General features: G+C 68.4%; 13 protein-coding genes. 2 read left to right on the forward strand and 11 right to left on the reverse strand.

All coding sequences use genetic code 11. The features are described from left to right. Nucleotides 1-2,298, forward strand: a 2,298-nt coding sequence (locus N800_RS14000) for a carbohydrate binding family 9 domain-containing protein (protein ID WP_036139969.1), incomplete at its 5' end; no start/stop codon positions are given. 42 nt (nucleotides 2,299-2,340) lie between these two features. Here the strand turns inward: N800_RS14000 and ubiE are convergent. After that, nucleotides 2,341-3,126: a bifunctional demethylmenaquinone methyltransferase/2-methoxy-6-polyprenyl-1,4-benzoquinol methylase UbiE gene (gene ubiE, locus N800_RS14005; protein ID WP_036139971.1), complete on the reverse strand. Its 786-nt coding sequence runs from the start codon at nucleotides 3,124-3,126 to the stop codon at nucleotides 2,341-2,343. A gap of 124 nt (nucleotides 3,127-3,250) precedes the next feature. Here ubiE and N800_RS14010 point away from each other — a divergent pair, with 124 nt between their 5' ends. After that, nucleotides 3,251-4,936 carry a GspE/PulE family protein gene (locus N800_RS14010; RefSeq protein ID WP_052108280.1) on the forward strand — a complete coding sequence of 562 codons (1,686 nt, stop codon included), beginning with the start codon at nucleotides 3,251-3,253 and terminating at the stop codon, nucleotides 4,934-4,936. Between the two features lie 117 nt (nucleotides 4,937-5,053). Here N800_RS14010 and N800_RS14015 read toward each other — a convergent pair whose 3' ends face one another. The 10 genes from N800_RS14015 to N800_RS14060 form a co-directional block, all read right to left on the reverse strand. Further along, nucleotides 5,054-6,799, reverse strand: a complete 1,746-nt coding sequence (locus N800_RS14015) for a S8 family serine peptidase (protein WP_036139973.1) — start codon at nucleotides 6,797-6,799, stop codon at nucleotides 5,054-5,056. Nucleotides 6,800-6,921: 122 nt separating this feature from the next. Continuing rightward, nucleotides 6,922-8,292: an ATP-dependent protease ATPase subunit HslU gene (hslU, locus tag N800_RS14020; protein ID WP_036139975.1), complete on the reverse strand. Its 1,371-nt coding sequence runs from the start codon at nucleotides 8,290-8,292 to the stop codon at nucleotides 6,922-6,924. 2 nt (nucleotides 8,293-8,294) lie between these two features. Further along, nucleotides 8,295-8,846: an ATP-dependent protease subunit HslV gene (gene hslV, locus N800_RS14025; RefSeq protein WP_036139978.1), complete on the reverse strand. Its 552-nt coding sequence runs from the start codon at nucleotides 8,844-8,846 to the stop codon at nucleotides 8,295-8,297. 472 nt (nucleotides 8,847-9,318) lie between these two features. After that, entirely contained in the window at nucleotides 9,319-10,200 is an 882-nt protein-coding gene (gene xerC / locus N800_RS14030; RefSeq protein ID WP_036139980.1) for a tyrosine recombinase XerC, read from the reverse strand. Between the two features lie 77 nt (nucleotides 10,201-10,277). Then, complete coding sequence (locus N800_RS14035) at nucleotides 10,278-10,952, reverse strand: DUF484 family protein (RefSeq protein ID WP_036139983.1); 675 nt, start codon at nucleotides 10,950-10,952, stop codon at nucleotides 10,278-10,280. Next, entirely contained in the window at nucleotides 10,949-11,815 is an 867-nt protein-coding gene (dapF, locus tag N800_RS14040; protein ID WP_036139984.1) for a diaminopimelate epimerase, read from the reverse strand. The genes N800_RS14035 and dapF overlap by 4 nt, the downstream gene beginning before the upstream one ends. Then, the gene (gene lptM, locus N800_RS14045; protein WP_425476522.1) at nucleotides 11,808-12,089 is read right to left on the reverse strand and encodes an LPS translocon maturation chaperone LptM; all 282 of its coding nucleotides are present in this window, start codon (nucleotides 12,087-12,089) and stop codon (nucleotides 11,808-11,810) included. Before lptM ends, dapF begins: the two co-directional genes overlap by 8 nt. Before the next feature lie 23 nt (nucleotides 12,090-12,112). Continuing rightward, nucleotides 12,113-12,505 carry a YbaN family protein gene (locus tag N800_RS14050; protein WP_052108281.1) on the reverse strand — a complete coding sequence of 131 codons (393 nt, stop codon included), beginning with the start codon at nucleotides 12,503-12,505 and terminating at the stop codon, nucleotides 12,113-12,115. Between the two features lie 112 nt (nucleotides 12,506-12,617). After that, entirely contained in the window at nucleotides 12,618-14,831 is a 2,214-nt protein-coding gene (locus N800_RS14055) for a S9 family peptidase (protein ID WP_036139987.1), read from the reverse strand. Nucleotides 14,832-14,916: 85 nt separating this feature from the next. After that, nucleotides 14,917-17,046, reverse strand: coding sequence for a prolyl oligopeptidase family serine peptidase (locus N800_RS14060; protein WP_036139988.1), 2,130 nt, complete (start codon nucleotides 17,044-17,046; stop codon nucleotides 14,917-14,919). Nucleotides 17,047-17,212: the final 166 nt, after the last annotated feature.

Below are 17,212 nucleotides of genomic sequence, written 5' to 3' on the forward strand. Positions count from 1 at the left end.
CCACACCCCGCCGCTCCCGCCCTTCGCCGCCTGCCGCTGGCAGCCGGGCTGGTGCTGGCCATGGCCCTGCACGCGGCCGCGGCCGCGCCGCTGCAGGTGCCGCGGGTGGACGGGGACATCACGGTCGACGGCCACCTGGACGAGGCGGTATGGGCACAGGCCGCCACCGTCGATGTCGGCTATGAGGTATCACCCGGCGACAACCTGCCCGCCCAGGTCAAGACCGTTGCGCGCATTGCCTACACCGACGACGCGGTGCTGCTGGCGTTCCGGGCCGAGGATCCGGACCCGGCCAAGCTGCGGGCGTACCTGCGCGACCGCGATGCGCTGTACGGCGACGACTTCGTCGGCGTGATGCTCGACACCTTCGACGACCAGCGCCGGGCCTACGAGTTCTTCGTCAATCCGCTGGGCGTGCAAGCCGATCTGATCAAGGAAGAGGCCACCGGCAACGAGGACGATTCCTGGGACGGGCTGTGGAGCAGCGCCGCACGCATCACCGAGCATGGGTATGACGTCGAGATGCGGATTCCGTTCGCGACGCTGCGCTTTCGCGACACCGACCAGGCGCGGCGCTGGGGAGCATCGTTCCTCCGCATCCGCCCGCGCGATTTCCGCTACCAGTACTTCAACAACCGGGTCGAACGCGGTGCGCGTTGCCTGACCTGCTCCTTCGACAAGATCGAAGGCTTCACCGGTGTCAAGCAAGGCCGCAACCTGGAGATCACCCCAACCCTGACCGTGGTGCACGCCGAGGAGCGCGATGCGCGTGGCGCGCCGTGGCGCCATCCTGGCCAGGGCAACGGCACCGAGCTTGAGCCCGGGTTGGACGTGGCGTGGACCCCGACGCCGAACATCACCCTGAACGGCACGCTCAACCCGGACTTCTCACAGGTCGAATCCGACCAGGCGCAGCTCGACCTCAACACCAGCTTCGCGCTGTTCTTCCCGGAGAAGCGGCCGTTCTTCCTGGAAGGCGCGGACTACTTCAACACCCCGTTGCAGGTGCTGTACACCCGGCAGATCGCCGACCCGGACGCCGGAGTACGCGTGACCGGGCGCAACGGCCAGCAGGCCTACGGCGTGATCGTGGCCCGCGACGCCACCACCCAGGTGCTGGAGCCGGGTGCCCTGGGCTCGGGCTTCGGCTTCCTCGACCAGCCGGCGGACGCATTCGTCGGCCGCTACCGCTACGACCTCAACGCCAGCACCACGCTCGGCGCGATCGCCACGGTCCGCCAGGGCACGGACTACCGCAATGCCCTGGGCGGGTTCGACGCGCGCTGGCAGCAGGGCCGGCACACGCTGCGCAGCCAGTGGTTGCGCAGCGACTCGGAGTACCCGCAGGCGCTGGGCGTGGCGGACACCGCGCCGCGCGGCAACGCGTTGTCGGCGGCGTACAACTACAGCCAGCGGGCCTGGTATGCCGACCTCATTCACCAGCGCATCGACCCGGGCTTCCGCGCCGATCTGGGCTTCATCAGCCAGGTGGGCTACGACAAGTCGGTGATCGGCGGCGGCCGTCACTGGTTCGGCCAAGAAGGCGCAGCCATCAGCCGCATCAGCCTGACCGGCGACTGGGACATCACCCACCGCTCCGATGGCCTGCTGCTGGAACGCGAACTGGAAGGCTACCTGCGCATCAGCGCCGCCCGGCAGACCCAGGCCAACGTCGGCGGCCTGACCCGCGTGCGGTACTGGAACGGGCGGATGTTCGACGAAACCTTCGCCAGCGGCTTCATCGGCGCGACCCCATGGCCGGGCTTCACCTTCGGTTCGTGGCAGCGCAGCGGCGACATGCTCGACCTGACCGCCTCGCGCATGGGCCAAGGCGTGATCTGGGAGCCGTACGTGGAGCTCGACATCGGGCGCAGCCTCAACCTGAAGCTCAACCACTCACGCCAACGCCTGCGGCGCGACGGCGGCACTGCGTTCGACGCGCGCGTGCTGGACGGGCGCCTGAGCTGGCAGCTCGACCCGCAGCAACGCCTGCGGCTGTCGGTGCAGGCCGGCGACGTGAAGCGCAACCAGGCCTTGTACACCTTCCCTCTGGCCGACTGCCCGATCACCGTCGCGCCCGATGCCACCAACTGCGTGGTCCCGGTGAAGTCGCGCGTGCATGACATCACCGCGCAGCTGATGTATTCGTACAAGGTCAACCCGCGCACGGCGCTGTATGCCGGCTATTCGCACGGTGCCTTCGACATCGACCGCGAAGGCGAACCGCGCGATGCGCCGTTCGACAGCAGCCGCAGCGTGTTCCTCAAGCTGAGCTACGCCTGGCAGCCGCAGTTCTGAAGTCGCGTGCAAGGGTGGGCACGGCCGGTGCCCGCCCGCCGGTCAGGCCTTGTACCCGGTGTGGATCGCGACGATGCCGGCGTTGAGGTTCTTGTAATCGCAGCGGGCGAAACCCGCGGCCTGCATCATCGCCTTCAGCTCGTCCTGTGGCGGGTGCTTGCGGATGCTCTCGGCCAGGTACTGGTAGCTGTCGGCGTCGCCGGCGAACAGGCTGCCCAGCTTGGGCAGCACGTTGAACGAGTGGAAGTCGTAGATCGGCTTGAACCAGTCGGCCTTGACCTCGGAGAACTCCAGCACGCGCGCCTGCCCGCCGGGCTTGAGCACTCGGAACATCTCGCGCAGCGCGGCGTCCTTGTCAGTGACGTTGCGCAGGCCGAAGGCGATGGTGACCAGGTCGAAGCTGGCCTCCGGAAACGGCAGCTTCTCGGCATTCATCTGCACGTACTCGAAACCGCCGACCTTGCCCTTGTCGGTCATGCGGTCGCGGCCCACGCGCAGCATCGCGCCGTTGATGTCGCCCAGCACGATGCTGCCGGTGTCACCCACGCGGTCGCGCAGCAGCAGGGCGATGTCGCCGGTGCCGCCGGCGAGATCCAGCACGCGGTCGCCGCGGCGGACCTGCGCGGTGCCGACGAAGTAGCGCTTCCAGATGCGATGGATGCCCATCGACATCAGGTCGTTCATCAGGTCGTACTTGCCCGCGACCGAGGAGAACACCTCGGCCACCAGCTTCTGCTTCTGGGCCACGGGCACGTCGCGGAAACCGAAATGGGTGGTTTCGGCGCTTGGGCCGGGCGGGGTCTGGGGCGGGGTCTGGGCGTCGCTCATGGGGCGATTATCGCACCCTCGGGCCGGCGGCCCGCATCCGCGCGCCCGACCGGGGGTTTGACACGCATCAAGACAACCCGCACGCGTTGCAGCACACTGGGAAAAGCCCACCCGAGTGCCGCCCATGGCCGACGACACCGCACCTGGCGATGGACCGCTGCTGATCGATAGCGCCGCTGCATTGGACCAATATCTGGCTACCTATCCCCGCTCCGCCTTTGCCCGCCTGCGCGGCTCGTCCGGCACCCCGCTGGAAGGTTGGCTGGCGCTGGGGGACGACGCCTCCGAAGCCAGTTACCGCGAGGCCTGCCGGTTCGGGGTGCCGCTGGTACGGTTGGCCGGCCTGGAGCCGGCGCAGGACGCACTGGCCCAGATCAGCCCCGCCATTGCCCGGCAGTTGCGCGCGGTGCCGCTGCGCACCCACAACGGCATGGTGGCGGTGGCGATGGAGGACCCGGGTGCCGCCAACGCCCAGGCCACCCTCGACTTCCTCAGCCCCGAACGGATCATCGCCCTGGTCGCCAGTCCGCGCGACATCCGCGAGGCCATCGCCCGGTTGTACGACCAGGTTGAAGACCGCGACGTGGTCCAGCAGCTGGGCCTGGACCCCACCGCCACGGCCATCGAGAGCGAGCAGGAAGCGCAGCGCCTGGCCCGCGAGGCACCGGTGGTGCGCATGGTGAAGGTGCTGATCAGCGAGGCGGTGCTGCGCCGGGCGTCGGACATCCACCTGCGGCCCGGTGCCCACGGCACCGACGTGCTGTACCGCATCGACGACGAGATGGTGCCGGTGCGGCGGCTGATGCGCGCGCTGCACCCCGCGGTGGTCAGCCGCATCAAGGTGCTCGGCGCGATGAACCTGGCCGAGCACCGCCGCCCGCAGGACGGCCGCACCAGCCACGTGATGGACGACGGCCGCAAGATCGACATGCGCATCTCGGTGCTGCCGGCGGTGCATGGCGAAAGCGTGGTCGTGCGCCTGCTCGACGCCAACGAAGGCCTGTGGAGCCTGGACCAGCTGGGCCTGACCGCGCACGACCGCGAGCGCCTGGACGACGTGATGTCGCGCAGCCACGGCATGTTCCTCACCACCGGTCCGACCGGCTGCGGCAAGTCGACCACGCTGTACGCGATGCTGCTGGAACTGCGCCGGCAACGCATCAACATCCTCACCATCGAGGACCCGGTGGAGTTCCACGTCGAGGACGTGCAGCAGATGCAGGTGAACCGCGCCGCCGGCTTCACTTTCGCCTCGGCGATGCGCAACTTCCTGCGGCACGACCCCGACGTGATCATGGTCGGCGAGATCCGCGACCAGGAAACCGCCGACATCGCGGTCGAAAGCGCGCTCACCGGCCATCTGATGCTGAGCACGCTGCACACCAACACCGCCGCCACCACCGTCACCCGGCTGCTGGACCTGGGCGTGGAGGCCTACCTGCTGCGCGCCTCGCTGCTGGCGGTGATGTCGCAGCGGCTGGTGCGATTGACCTGCGTGCACTGCCGCGAAGTCGAAACGGTCCATCCGCATGTCCGCGAGGCGCTGGGCGTGGGCATGGACGAGGTGTTCCACACCGGCCGCGGCTGTCCGCAATGCGACGGCCTGGGCGTGCACAAGCGCCGCGCGGTGTACGAGTTGATGGTGATGACGCCGCGGTTGCAGGCGCTGGTGGTGCCCGGCGCGCAGGCGGACGAGATCCACCGCACCGCCATTGAGGAAGGCATGGTGCCGCTGACCCAGGCCGCGGTGACACTCGCGCGCACCGGTGCGATTTCGCTGGCGGAGGCGTGGCGGGTGCGCGCGGACTGAGGCTGGCCGCGCCAGAACGGAGGCCCTGACCCCGCAGCGTGGCGCCGCCGCAAAAGACCGCCCCCGAAAAGCCGAAGGCCCGCAACGCGGGTCCCCGGCGTGCCGCCACGCGGCAGGTCAGAAGCTGACGGTGACCGACCCGCTGCACTCGCTGGTGCCGGCGTTGCACACCTGGTAGGTGTACGAGCCGCGCGCGCGCACCGACTGGGCGTACGTGCCGGTGTTGGCAATGCCACCCGCCACCACGCTTCCGTTGCGGCGCACGTCCACGGTGCTGGCGCCACCGGTCCAGTTCAGGGTGATGGTCGACTTGTTCTTGACCACCGCCCCCTTGCTCGCCGTCAGGCCGGCCGGCGGCGTACCGCCACCGCCACCCCCGCCGAGCAACGCCTCGGTCGCATCGAATGCCTGCACCAGGCCGTAGCCGAAGTTGTTGTCGCGACCCGCCGCGCCCAGGTCGAGGGCCGTGGACTCCATCGCTGAGCGCACGTCGGCATTGGTGGCTGTCGGTTTGGCGCTCCACACCAGCGCCGCCACGCCGGACACGTGTGGCGTGGCCATCGACGTACCGTCGAGGTAGGCGTAGCCGCTGGTGTTGCTGACCGGCACGGTGCTGACGCTGGCGTTCTGGCCCAGCGCGCTGGCGACCAGCGTCTGCCCGTCCTCCTGGCTCATGCTCACCGCGGGAATGGTGGAACTGCCGTTGAGCGTGCCGGAGAAGCCACCGGAGACGTTGTTGTAGACCACCGCCGCCGCGCCGCCGCCGCTGGTCACGTTGGCCACCTTCTGCGCAAAGCTGATCACGCCGCGCTCGCACAGCACGACCTTGCCGGCCCAGCTGCCGACGCTGTCGCACAAGCCGCCGTTGACCAGCGCGCCGGAAGCGGTGGATTGCACGGTGCCGTCGATGGCCGATACCAGATAACTGTTGCCCCCAACGGTGACGTCGGCACTCTTGAACGGGTACGTGCTGAGCACGCCCACGCCCGGCGCCGCGATGTCGACCGCGCTGTTGTACTGCGAGAAGGACGCCTTGGCGTTGGCGCTGTCGGTGGCCGCCACCGACATCACGCTGGCGTACGAGGCCGGATAGCTGAACGTGGAATTGCCCGCGTTGCCCGCGGCCGCGATGCTGAGGATGCCGGCGCTGTTGAGGCTGGCGAAGGCGGTGTTCTCGGTGGCGCTGGAACCGCTGCCGCCCAGGCTCATGCTGATGATCTTCGCGCCCGCGGCCTGGCAACGGTTGGCGGCATCCACCAGCGTGGAGCTGTAGCTCCAGCCGCAGGCCGCGCCATCGAACACCTTGACGATGTGCAGGCTGACCTTGGCCGGGCTGACGCCGACCACGCCGACGCTGTTGTTGGCGGCGGCAATGGTGCCGGCGACGTGCGTGCCGTGGCCGCAGCTGTCGTTGTTCCAGCCGCTGGGGTAGCCGGTCATGCTGATGCCGGCGAACTCCTCGTGGTTGGCATTGATGCCCGAGTCGATCACGCACACCTTGATGCCGGTGCCGTCGGCGCCGGTGGCCGCGGTTTCAGGCGCCTGCACGCGGGTGATGCCCCACGGCGTGGTCTGCGCGGACGGATAGCGCGGCGCATCGGCCTCGATGTACTCGATGTTGGGGTTGTTGCGCAGGCCCTGCAGCGCTTGCGGCGGCACGGTGGCCGCGAACGCGCGCAGGCGGTCAAAGCGGTAGTGGGTGCGGGCGCCGGCGGCCTTGAGCGCCGCCTCCGCGCCGGCCCCTGCACCGGGTTTGTACTTCACCCAGACGCGGTTGGGATCCGGCTGGGCGGCGAGCGCCGTGGCGGACAAGGTGAATGCGAGGGCGGCGGCAAGGGCCGCGGCGAGCTTCTGCTGCTTCATGTGTGGTCCCCGAAAGAGTGGAACGGACGAACGCGCAGTGCGCGCATCTCCCCCTGTCGGCGCGCACCGGTGACCGTAGACCGGTGCGCGTTAAACCCACGTAAAGCGCCGGCCGTGGCCGGTCAGAGGATGTAGCGGCTCAGGTCCGGATCCTGCACCAGCTCGCCCAGGTGCGCATCGACGTAGGTGCGGTCGATGGTCACGCGCTGCCCGTCGCGGTCCGGCGCCTCGTAGCTCAGCGTGTCGAGCAGGCGCTCCAGCACCGTGTGCAGGCGTCGCGCGCCGATGTTTTCCTGGCGCTCGTTCACCTGTGCCGCGATCTCGGCCAGGCGTTCGACGGCATCGTTGCTGAACGACAACTCCACGCCCTCGGTGCGCATCAGTTCGACGTACTGCGTGGTCAGCGCGGCCTTGGGCTCGGTGAGGATGCGCACGAAGTCATCCTTGCTCAGCGCACCCAGCTCCACCCGGATCGGGAAACGACCCTGCAGCTCGGGGATCAGGTCGCTGGGCTTGGCCAGGTGGAACGCACCCGATGCGATGAACAGGATGTGGTCCGTCTTCACCGGCCCGTACTTGGTGCTGACGGTGGAGCCCTCGACCAGCGGCAGCAGGTCGCGTTGCACGCCCTCACGGCTGACATCACCGCCCACCGCACCGGTCTGGCTGCGCTTGGCGACCTTGTCGATCTCGTCGATGAACACGATGCCGTGCTGCTCGCACGCCTCGATAGCAGCAGCGCGGATGTCGTCCTCGTTGACCAGCTTGGCTGCCTCGTCCTCGACCAGCAGGGTGCGTGCGGCCTTGATCGTCAGCTTCTTCTTGTTGGTCTTGTTGCCGGCCACCTGCGAGAACATCTGCCGCAGCTGCTGGCCCATTTCCTCCATGCCCGGCGGCGCCATGATATCCACGCCGATGTTGACCGCGGCATCGATCTCGATCTCCCTCTCATCGAGCGCTCCGCTGCGCAACTGCTTGCGCAGCTTGATGCGCGTCTCCGACTCCTGCGCCGACGGCTCGGCCTGCGCGACCTGCGGATCGAAACCGATGCCGGTCACGCGACGGGGCAGCAGTGCATCGAGGATGCGGTCTTCGGCGCGTTCCTCGGCCTGCGTGCGCACCTGCACCTTGGCCTGTTCGCGGTACAGCTTCACCGCGGTGTCGGCCAGGTCGCGCACGATCTGCTCCACGTCCTTGCCCACGTAACCGACCTCGGTGAAGCGCGTGGCCTCGACCTTCACGAACGGCGCGTTGGCCAGCGTGGCCAGGCGCCGCGCGATCTCGGTCTTGCCCACGCCGGTGGGACCGATCATCAGGATGTTCTTCGGCATCACCTCGTTGCGCAGGTCAGGTGCCAGTTGCATGCGGCGCCAGCGGTTGCGCAGCGCGATGGCCACCGCGCGCTTGGCCTGCTGCTGGCCAACGATGTGGCGATCCAGCTCCTGCACGATCTCGCGTGGGGTCATGGTGGCGCTGCTGGTATCGGGCTTCATGCTCACAGTTCCTCCACCACGACGTTGCGGTTGGTGTAGATGCAGACGTCGCCGGCGATGCCGATCGCCTCGGTGGCGATGGTGCGGGCGTCGAGTTGGGTGTGCGCCATCAGCGCACGCGCCGCCGACAGCGCGTACATGCCGCCGGAGCCGATGGCGATGATGCCGTCCTCGGGCTCGATGACGTCACCGGTGCCGCTGATGATCAGCGAGGTCTCGCGATCGGCTACTGCCAGCAGCGCCTCGAGCTTGCCGAGACGGCGCTCGGTGCGCCAATCCTTGGCCAGCTCCACGGCGGCGCGGGTCAGCTGGCCGTGCTTCTCCAGCTTGGCCTCGAACAGCTCAAACAAGGTGAATGCATCGGCGGCGGCGCCGGCGAAACCGGCGATCACCTGGCTATCGCGGCCAAGGCGGCGCACCTTGCGTGCGTTGCCCTTCATCACGGTGGCGCCGAGGGTGACCTGGCCGTCGCCGGCAACGGCGACGCGGCCGCCGCGGCGCACGGACACGATGGTCGTGGCGTGGAAGACGTTTGGATTCTGGCTCGGGTCCATGGGGACCTTCCTGGGGGAGGAAACCCATGGATGGGGGTGGGTTGGTGCCCCCTCAAGGGTGGGGTGCCGTTGGTTGGGATGGCTTCGTCGTTGTTGTTCTTGACTGACCGCCCTGCGCCGAGCGAACCGTCGGGCGGCGGAAGCGGATTCCCATCGCAATTCGCTCCCCCGATACTCGCTCGGTTGCGATGGGAATCCGCTTCCGCCCGATAGCTTTCCGCAACCGATGAGAAACGACCAACAGGCGCTTGAGACTCATCTACCCCGTTGCTGTTGGCGAACCACCATCAAGCCGTCCAAGGCAGGTCGATGACCGCGATTCAACCGAGCGAGTATCGGGGGTGAGGAGGGCCCGCTTGCGGACCATGGTCCGCGGCCTGACGAACGCCCGCCGCGCTGCGGCGGGCCGGAGCGAATTGAATCGGAGTCATCGACCTGCCGCCCCGTGCCAAGGGTGAAGCAGACAGCAACATCACCCCTTCCGCTTGGCCCGCGGATGCGCCGCGTCGTACACCTTCGCCAGGTGCTGGTAGTCGAGGTGGGTGTAGATCTGCGTGGTGGCGATGTCGGCATGACCCAGCAGTTCCTGCACGCCGCGCAGGTCACCGGAGGACTCCAGGATGTGGCTCGCGAAACTGTGGCGCAGCAGGTGCGGATGCACGCGCTTGAACAGGCCCTGGCGCTGCGCCAGCTGACGCAGGCGCAACTGCACCGCGCGCGGGGTGATCGGAGCGCCACCGCGCCCCGGAAACACCGGCGCATCGCCGGTCGCGCCCGTGGAGGCACGCCATTCGTGCAACGCATTGCGGGCGTACGAGCCCAGCGGCACGCTGCGCTGCTTGCTGCCCTTGCCCAGTACGGTGACCAGGCCGCCGGCCAGGTCGAGGTCGTGCCAACGCAACGCGCACAGCTCGCTCAGGCGCACCCCGGAGGAATAGAACAGTTCAAGCAATGCGCGATCGCGCAGGCCCAGCGGCGCATCGGTCGGCACCTCCACCAGCGCCTTCACCTCATCCGGATCGAGCACCTGCGGCAGCTTGCGGGGCGCCTTGGGCGCACGGATCCCGGCGGCGGGACTGACCGCCAGCCGGCCGTGACGCACCTGCCAGCCATAGAAGCTGCGACACGCGGAAAGTCGGCGTTGCAGGCTCTTGGGCGACAACCCGCGGCGATGCTCGGTCGCGATGAAGGCGCGCAACTGCTCGGCATGCAGATCCAATACGCCAGCGCCCTGCGCTTCGCACCACTGCGACAACGCATCCAGGTCGCGGCGGTAGGCGTCGATGGTGTGCGCGGACATGCGCCGCTCCACCGTCAGGTAGGCAAGGAAGTCGTCGACGGCAGCGGCAGCCACGTCAGTGTCCCCGCACGTTCATGCGACGGCGGCCGGCACGGCGCGCCTGCGCACCAAGCCACGCCATCACCGGCAGATCAGTCCGCATACCTCGCCAACGCCGCGGTCAGCGACTCGCCCATCATGCGCAGGAACAGCGTGCCCATGCCGGGGAAGAAGCGGTTGGGATCGCGGCTGCCCACGGCCACCAGGCCGATGCCCGGCAACGGCAGCAACGCGGTGGACTGCACCTCGTCGGCACGCGGACCGTACAGCGCGGTGTGCTTTTCCGGCTGCAGGCGTCCGCACAGCGGCTCGCCCGAGTCCAGGCAATCACGGAACGACTGCAGGCGCGCGTCATCGGCCGGCATCACCTGCAACCACTCGGCCTCGTCCAGCCCGGCCACCGGCTTGAACAGCACCAGGCGCACCAGGTCGCCGTTGAAGTCCTCGGCCAGCGAGGCCGCCATCGCGCGCAGCGTGTCGGCGGCGTTGCCCTGGCGCATCAACGCCAGCGTCAGCTGGTGGGTGCGCACGCTGAGGCGTTCGTTTTCCTGGGCGTTGCCGAACAGATCCTGCAGGCGGCGCGCGAGCTCGCGGTTCTTGTCGCGCAGCACCTCGAGCTGATAGCTGGCCAGCGACGCCGCCGGGCCCTCGTCGCGCGGCACCACCAGGCTGATCGCCAGGTCGGGAAACTGCTGCAGGAACCGCGGGTGGCGACGCAGCCACGCGGCGACTTCGTGGGCACCCAGCTGCTCAACGGTTGCGGTCATGGTGTCGCGCTCTCGGTCAGTTGGCCTTCGAAGACGAAAGCCGTGGGGCCGGCCATCGCCAGCGGAACATCATCGGCGGGCCACCGGATGTGCAGTTCGCCACCCGGCAAGGCGACGGCCACGTCACGCCCCACGCGGCCGCGGCGCATCAGCACGGCGGCCGCTGCGCAGGCACCGCTGCCGCAGGCCAGGGTCTCGCCCGCGCCACGCTCGTGCACGCGCAGGCGGATGCGGTCAAAGGCCTCGACCTGGGCGAAGCCGATGTTGGCCGATTCGGGAAACGCCGGCTGCGCCTGCAGTGCAGGGCCGATCATGGAGACATCAGCGGTGGCCGCATCGGAGACCTCGAGCACCGCATGCGGGTTGCCCATGGACACCGCTCCGAAGAACACCGGTGTACCGTCCAGATCCAGCAGATAGGTGTCCTGCGCCTGCTCGAAGCCCAGCAGCGGCACGTGCGCCGGCACGAAGTCGGGCACGCCCATCACCACTTCAAAGCGGCCTTCGCCGAGGCCGGTGACGGCGTGGGTACCGACCGGGCTGTCGAGGTTGAACGGCCCATCCGCGGGCGCAGCGCCGTCGCGCACCAGCCATGCGGCAATGCAGCGCGCGCCGTTGCCGCACTGCTGCGACGGGCTGGCATCGGAATTCCAGATGCGATAACTGGCCACCGAGCCGGCGGCGCGCGGCGGCTCCACGGTGAGGATCTGGTCGCAGCCCACGCCACGGTGTCGGTCGCCGAGCAGCCGGCACAACCCGGCATCCGGTGCAGGCGTGCCGTCGCGCAGGTCGATGACGACGAAATCATTGCCGGCGCCGTGCATCTTGCTGAAGCGCAGGCCGTTGGCGCGGATGTCAGCCATCGCCGTCCTGCGTGGCAGGCACCGGGTCCGGATCGGCAGCGGCCGGCGGCGCCGAAGCATCGGTCGCGGCCGGGTCTGGCGTGGTCGCGTCCTCAGGTACCGGGTCGACCGGGGCCTCGTCCACGGGCGCCTCCACGGGCGCCGTTTCGTCCACCGGCACGGGCGCCTGCGGCAGCACCAGCGGGCCCTTGTTGCCGCAACCGGCGAGCGGCAGCGACAGCGCGATCAACAACATGGCGGTCTTCAGCTTCATGTGCGCAGTGTAGCGCGCCACGGAAGCGGCTCAATGGCACGGCGTCAGGGTTCAGGCCGCATCCACAGCCAGGTGGCCACCACCGCCATGATGGCGCTGCCCAGGGCCGCCATCCACCAGGCCGGGGCGGTGGCGAACATGATCAGGGCACAGACGATCATCATCGAGATCGCCAGCCGCTTGGCGCGGCGACTGACCGCGCCGCTGCGCTCCCAGTCGCGGATCATCGGCCCGAACTGGCCATGGGCATGCAGCCACCCGTGCAGGCGTTTGGAGCCGCGCGCGGCGGCGAACGCGGCCAGCAGCACGAACGGCACGGTCGGCAGTCCGGGCACCACGACCCCGACCAGCCCCAACCCGAGGCTGGCGTAGGCCAGCAGCAACCAGGCCCAGCGGAAACGGCCGAGGTGCGCGTCGTCTGGGGGCTGGTCGCTCATGGGCAAAGTATGCGGCAAGAAACCGCAGCACCGCTGCAACGGCGAAATATCGCGTCTGCGCGTCCGGGCAGGTGGCGTAGCGGGCTTCGCGTCCGCCACCTGCGGGCCAGCGTTACTTGCCGGCCACCACCGGCACCACCGTCGGCACCGCCAGCTGGCTCAGCAGGAACGCGTACATCTCCGACAGCTCGCGGTAGCGGCGGAAGCGACCCGACTTGCCACCGTGCCCCGCATCCATGTTGGTGCGGAACAGCACCGGCAGCTTCGAGGTGTTCAGGTCGCGCAGTCGCGCCACGTACTTGGCCGGCTCCCAATACTGCACCTGCGAGTCCCACAGCCCGGTGCCCACGAACATCGCCGGATAGGCCTGCGCGGTGAGGTTGTCGTACGGCGAGTACGACAGCATGTAGTCGTAGTAGTCCTTCTGCTCAGGGTTGCCCCACTCGTCGTACTCGTTGGTGGTCAGCGGGATCGACGGGTCGAGCATGGTGGTCACCACGTCCACGAACGGCACCTGCGACAGGATCACGCGGTAACGGTCGGGCGCCATGTTGCTGATCGCGCCCATCAACAGGCCGCCGGCACTGCCGCCGTAGGCCGCCACGCGATCCTTGGCCGCATAACCTTCCTTGACCAGGAAGTCGGTGACGTCGATGAAGTCGGTGAAGGTGTTCTTCTTGTGGAACAGCTTGCCGTCGTCATACCACTTGCGGCCCATCTCCTGGCCGCCGCGGATATGGGCGATGGCGTAGACCACGCCGCGGTCGAGCAGGCTCACCACCGGCAGGTTGAAGCCCGGATCGATGGAATTGCCATAGCTGCCGTAGGCGTACTGCAGCAGCGGTGCGCTGCCGTCCTTGCGGAAGCCGTTGCGGTACACCAGCGATACCGGCACCTTGGTGCCATCCTTCGCCGTCGCCCACACGCGCTCGGTGGTGTACTTGGCCGGGTCGTAGCCCAGCACCGGCTGCTGCTTGAGCGTGCGACGCTCACCCGTCTTCGTGTTGACCTCGTAGGTGGTCGCGGGCGTGGTCAGCGAGGTGTAGGTGTAACGCAGCCAGTCGGTGTCGTGCTCGGAGTTGGTCGACAGGCCCATGCTGTAGGCCGGCTCGTCGACGCTCACGTATTCCTCCTTGCCGCCGGGCCTGAGCAGGCGCAGGCGCTCCAGGCCGTTGCTGCGTTCGCTGATCGCGCTGAAGCCGTCGAACAGCTCGAAGCCTTCGATGAACACGTCGTCGCGGTGGCCGACCCACTCCTGCCACTGCGCACGCGAGGTCGCGTTGCTCGGCGCGGTCATCAGCTTGAAGTTGGAGGCGGGCTTGCCGTCGGCGCCCGGCGCGTTGGTGCGGATCACCCAGCGGCCGCCGTGGTGGTCGGCCTGGTACTCCAGGTCGCGCTGGCGCGGCGCCAGCACGGTGAAGGTCTCCGGGTTGGCGGCCGGTGCGCAGCGCGACTCGCTGGACACCGTGCTTTCCACCCCGATGCAGATGTACTGGTCGTCGCGGGTGCGGCCGATGCCCATGTAGAAGCTGTCGTCCTTCTCCTCGTACACCAGCACGTCCTGCGCGGCCGAGGTGCCCAGCACGTGTTTCTTCACGCGCACGGTGAGCAGCGTTTCCGGGTCGTTCTCGACGTAGAACAGGGTCTTGTTGTCGTCGGCCCACACCAGGTTGGGCGAGACGCCGCTGATGGTGTCGGGGTACACCTCGCCGGTGTCGAGGTTCTTGATGCGGATGGTGTACTGGCGGCGGCCCACTGCGTCCTCGGCCCAGGCCAGCAGGCGATTGTCCTGGCTGACCTCGAAGTCGCCAACGCTGAAGTAGTCCTTGCCCTGGGCCATGACGTTGACGTCGAGCAGCACCTGCTCGTCGGCATCGGGGGTTTCGCTGGCCTTGAGCACGGTGGCGGCGTTGGCGCCGGCGGCATCCTTGCGGCGGGCGTGGATCGGGTAATCCTGGCCGGTGGCGAAGCGGCTGTAGTACCACCAGCCCCGCTCGCGGTATGGCACCGAGCTGTCGTCCTGCTTGATGCGGCCGACGATCTCCTCGTACAGCGCATCCTCCAGCGGCTTGAGCGGCGCCATCACCGCATCGACGTAGGCGTTCTCGGCGTTGAGATAGGCCAGCATCTCCGGCTGCTTGCGCTTGTCGTCGCGCAGCCAGTAGTACTCGTCATTGCGCTGGGCGCCGTGCGGGGCCTTGACCACGTGCGGCTTCTTGGCGGCATCGGGCGCGGTGGGCAGGTCGGGACGGCCGGCGGTACCGGCGTGGCTGGGGGTGGTGGTCATGAGCAGCGTGGCCGCCAGGATCAGGGAAGTGGGCTTCATGGAATGGGGTCCATCCTAGTCAAAAGCAACGGGCGCCCGTGGAGGCGCCCGTTGCGGTGTCACGTCAATGCCTCACGGCGCCGGCTCACTCGCTCAGCTGGTTCCAGAGGAAGGTGTAGGCCAGCGCGCTCATGTGCGCGGCCTGCGCATTGTTGGCCGCGCCACCGTGACCACCCTCGATGTTCTCGTAGTAGCGCACGTTCTTGCCTGCGTCGGACATCAAGGCATGCATCTTGCGCGCATGGCCCGGGTGCACACGGTCATCGCGGGTGGAGGTGGTGAACAGGGTCGGCGGGTACTGCTTCTTCGCGTCGAACAGGTGGTACGGCGAGAAGGTCTGGATGAACTCCCAGTCGGCGGTGTCGGGGTTGCCGTACTCGGCCATCCACGACGCGCCGGCCAGCAGGTGGCTGTAGCGCTTCATGTCCAGCAGTGGCACCTGCACCACCACCGCACCGAACAGCTTCGGGTACTGGGTCAACATGTTGCCGGTCAGCAGGCCACCGTTGCTGCCGCCCTGGATGCCCAGGTGCCTGGCGGAAGTGATCTTCTTCGCGACCAGGTCCTGGGCGACCGCGGCGAAATCCTCATAGGCCTTGTGGCGATTGGCCTTGAGCGCGGCCTGGTGCCAGCGCGGGCCGTACTCGCCGCCACCGCGGATGTTGGCAACCACGTATACGCCGCCCTTCTCCAGCCAGCCCTTGCCGGCGCCGGCGTTGTAACTGGGGGTCAGCGCGATCTCGAAGCCGCCGTAGCCGTACAGCAGGGTCGGGGTCTTGCCGTCCAGCTTCAGGCCCTTGGGCTTGACCATGAAGTACGGGACCTTGGTGCCGTCCTTGCTGGTGGCGAAGTGCTGCTCGACCACGTGCTTGCTGCCGTCGAAGAACACCGGGTTGGTCTTCAGCACTTCAGGTGCCTGGCCGAGTTCGGCGAGCGACAGCGAGGTCGGTGTCAGGTAGTCGGTGGCGGTCATCCACACCGCGTTGCTCTCGTCGGCATCCACGGCGCCGACGGCCACGGTGCCGATGGTCGGCGCCCCCACCATCGGCGCGCTGGCCCATGCGGCGCCCTGCGCGGCGTCGGCGGCCGGCGGGGTCAGCACGCTGATGCGGTTCTTCACGTCCTCCAGCACGTTGACCACGAGGTGGTCGCGAGTCCAGCTGTAGCTGGCCAGCGAGGTGCGCTCGGTCGGCGCGAACAGCGTGGTGAACACGCGCTGGCCGGCCATGAAGTCATCGAACTTGGTGGCGATCAGGCTGCCCGCCGCGTAGGTCTGGCCGCCGGCGCTGTACGGCTCGCGCAGTTCCAGCAGCAGCCACTCCTTGTGCACGCCCTTGTTGGCCGAATTGGGGGCATCGATCTTGGTGAGCTGGCCACCCTTGCCGCGCAGGTACAGCTCGTCGTTGTAGAACGCCAGGGTGCGGCTGACGAAGTCGCGCTCGTAGCCGACGGTGTCGTCATGCACGCCCGCGATGTACATGTCGTCGGTCTTGCCTTCGTACACGACGCTGGCGGCGGACAGCGGCGTGCCGCGCTTCCACTGCTTGACCACGCGCGGGTAGCCCGACGAGGTCATCGAACCTGCACCGAAGTCGGTGTAGACGTAGACGTTGTCCTGGTCGATCCAGCTCAGGCCGCCCTTGGCCTCGGGACGGAAGAAGCCATCCTTGATCCAGGCCTTGGCGGTGAGGTCGAATTCGCGGGTGACGTCGGCGTCGGCGCCCCCGCGCGACAGCGCGATCAGGCAGCGTTCGTACTTGGGCTTGAGGCACTGCGCACCGTGCCACACCCAGTTCTCGCCCTCGGCCTGGTTCAGCGCATCCAGGTCGAGCACGGTCTCCCACTGGGGCTCGGCCTTGCGGTACTCCTCCAGCGTGGTGCGGCGCCACAGGCCGCGCTGGTGCTGCGCGTCCTTCCAGAAGTTGTAGTAGTACGGCCCGATCTTCTCCACGGCTGGGATCTTGGCAGTGGAATCGAGGATGGCGCGGATGTCGCCTTCAAGCTGCTTGAACGCGGGCGAGGTCGCCAGCTCGGCCTCGGCCTTGGCGTTCTGCTGCTTGACCCAGGTGAGGGCACGTTCGCCTTCGACGTCTTCCAGCCAGGCGTAGGGGTCGGTCATCGCGGTCTCCTTGGCGTGGGCAAAACCCACGGTGGCGACGGCAGCGAAGCCGGCGGCGGCGACCAGGTGCTGGCAGGCCTTCGACAGTGGCGTCATGGGTTCTCCGGTACGGGCAACGTAAACCCCGGACGCTAGCACACCCCCTCCGCGCTACCCGCGTGGCCAAAGTCATGGCCACCAAGGGCGCGCGGCTCAGGCCGCCCTGGCGCGGGCTGACGCTCCGGTCGGCCGGACGCGGTGGCGGGCCTGCGGCGCGCTGCGG

Origin of the sequence: Lysobacter daejeonensis GH1-9 (assembly GCF_000768355.1) — a bacterium.
Taxonomy (GTDB): Bacteria; Pseudomonadota; Gammaproteobacteria; order Xanthomonadales; family Xanthomonadaceae; genus Aerolutibacter; species Aerolutibacter daejeonensis.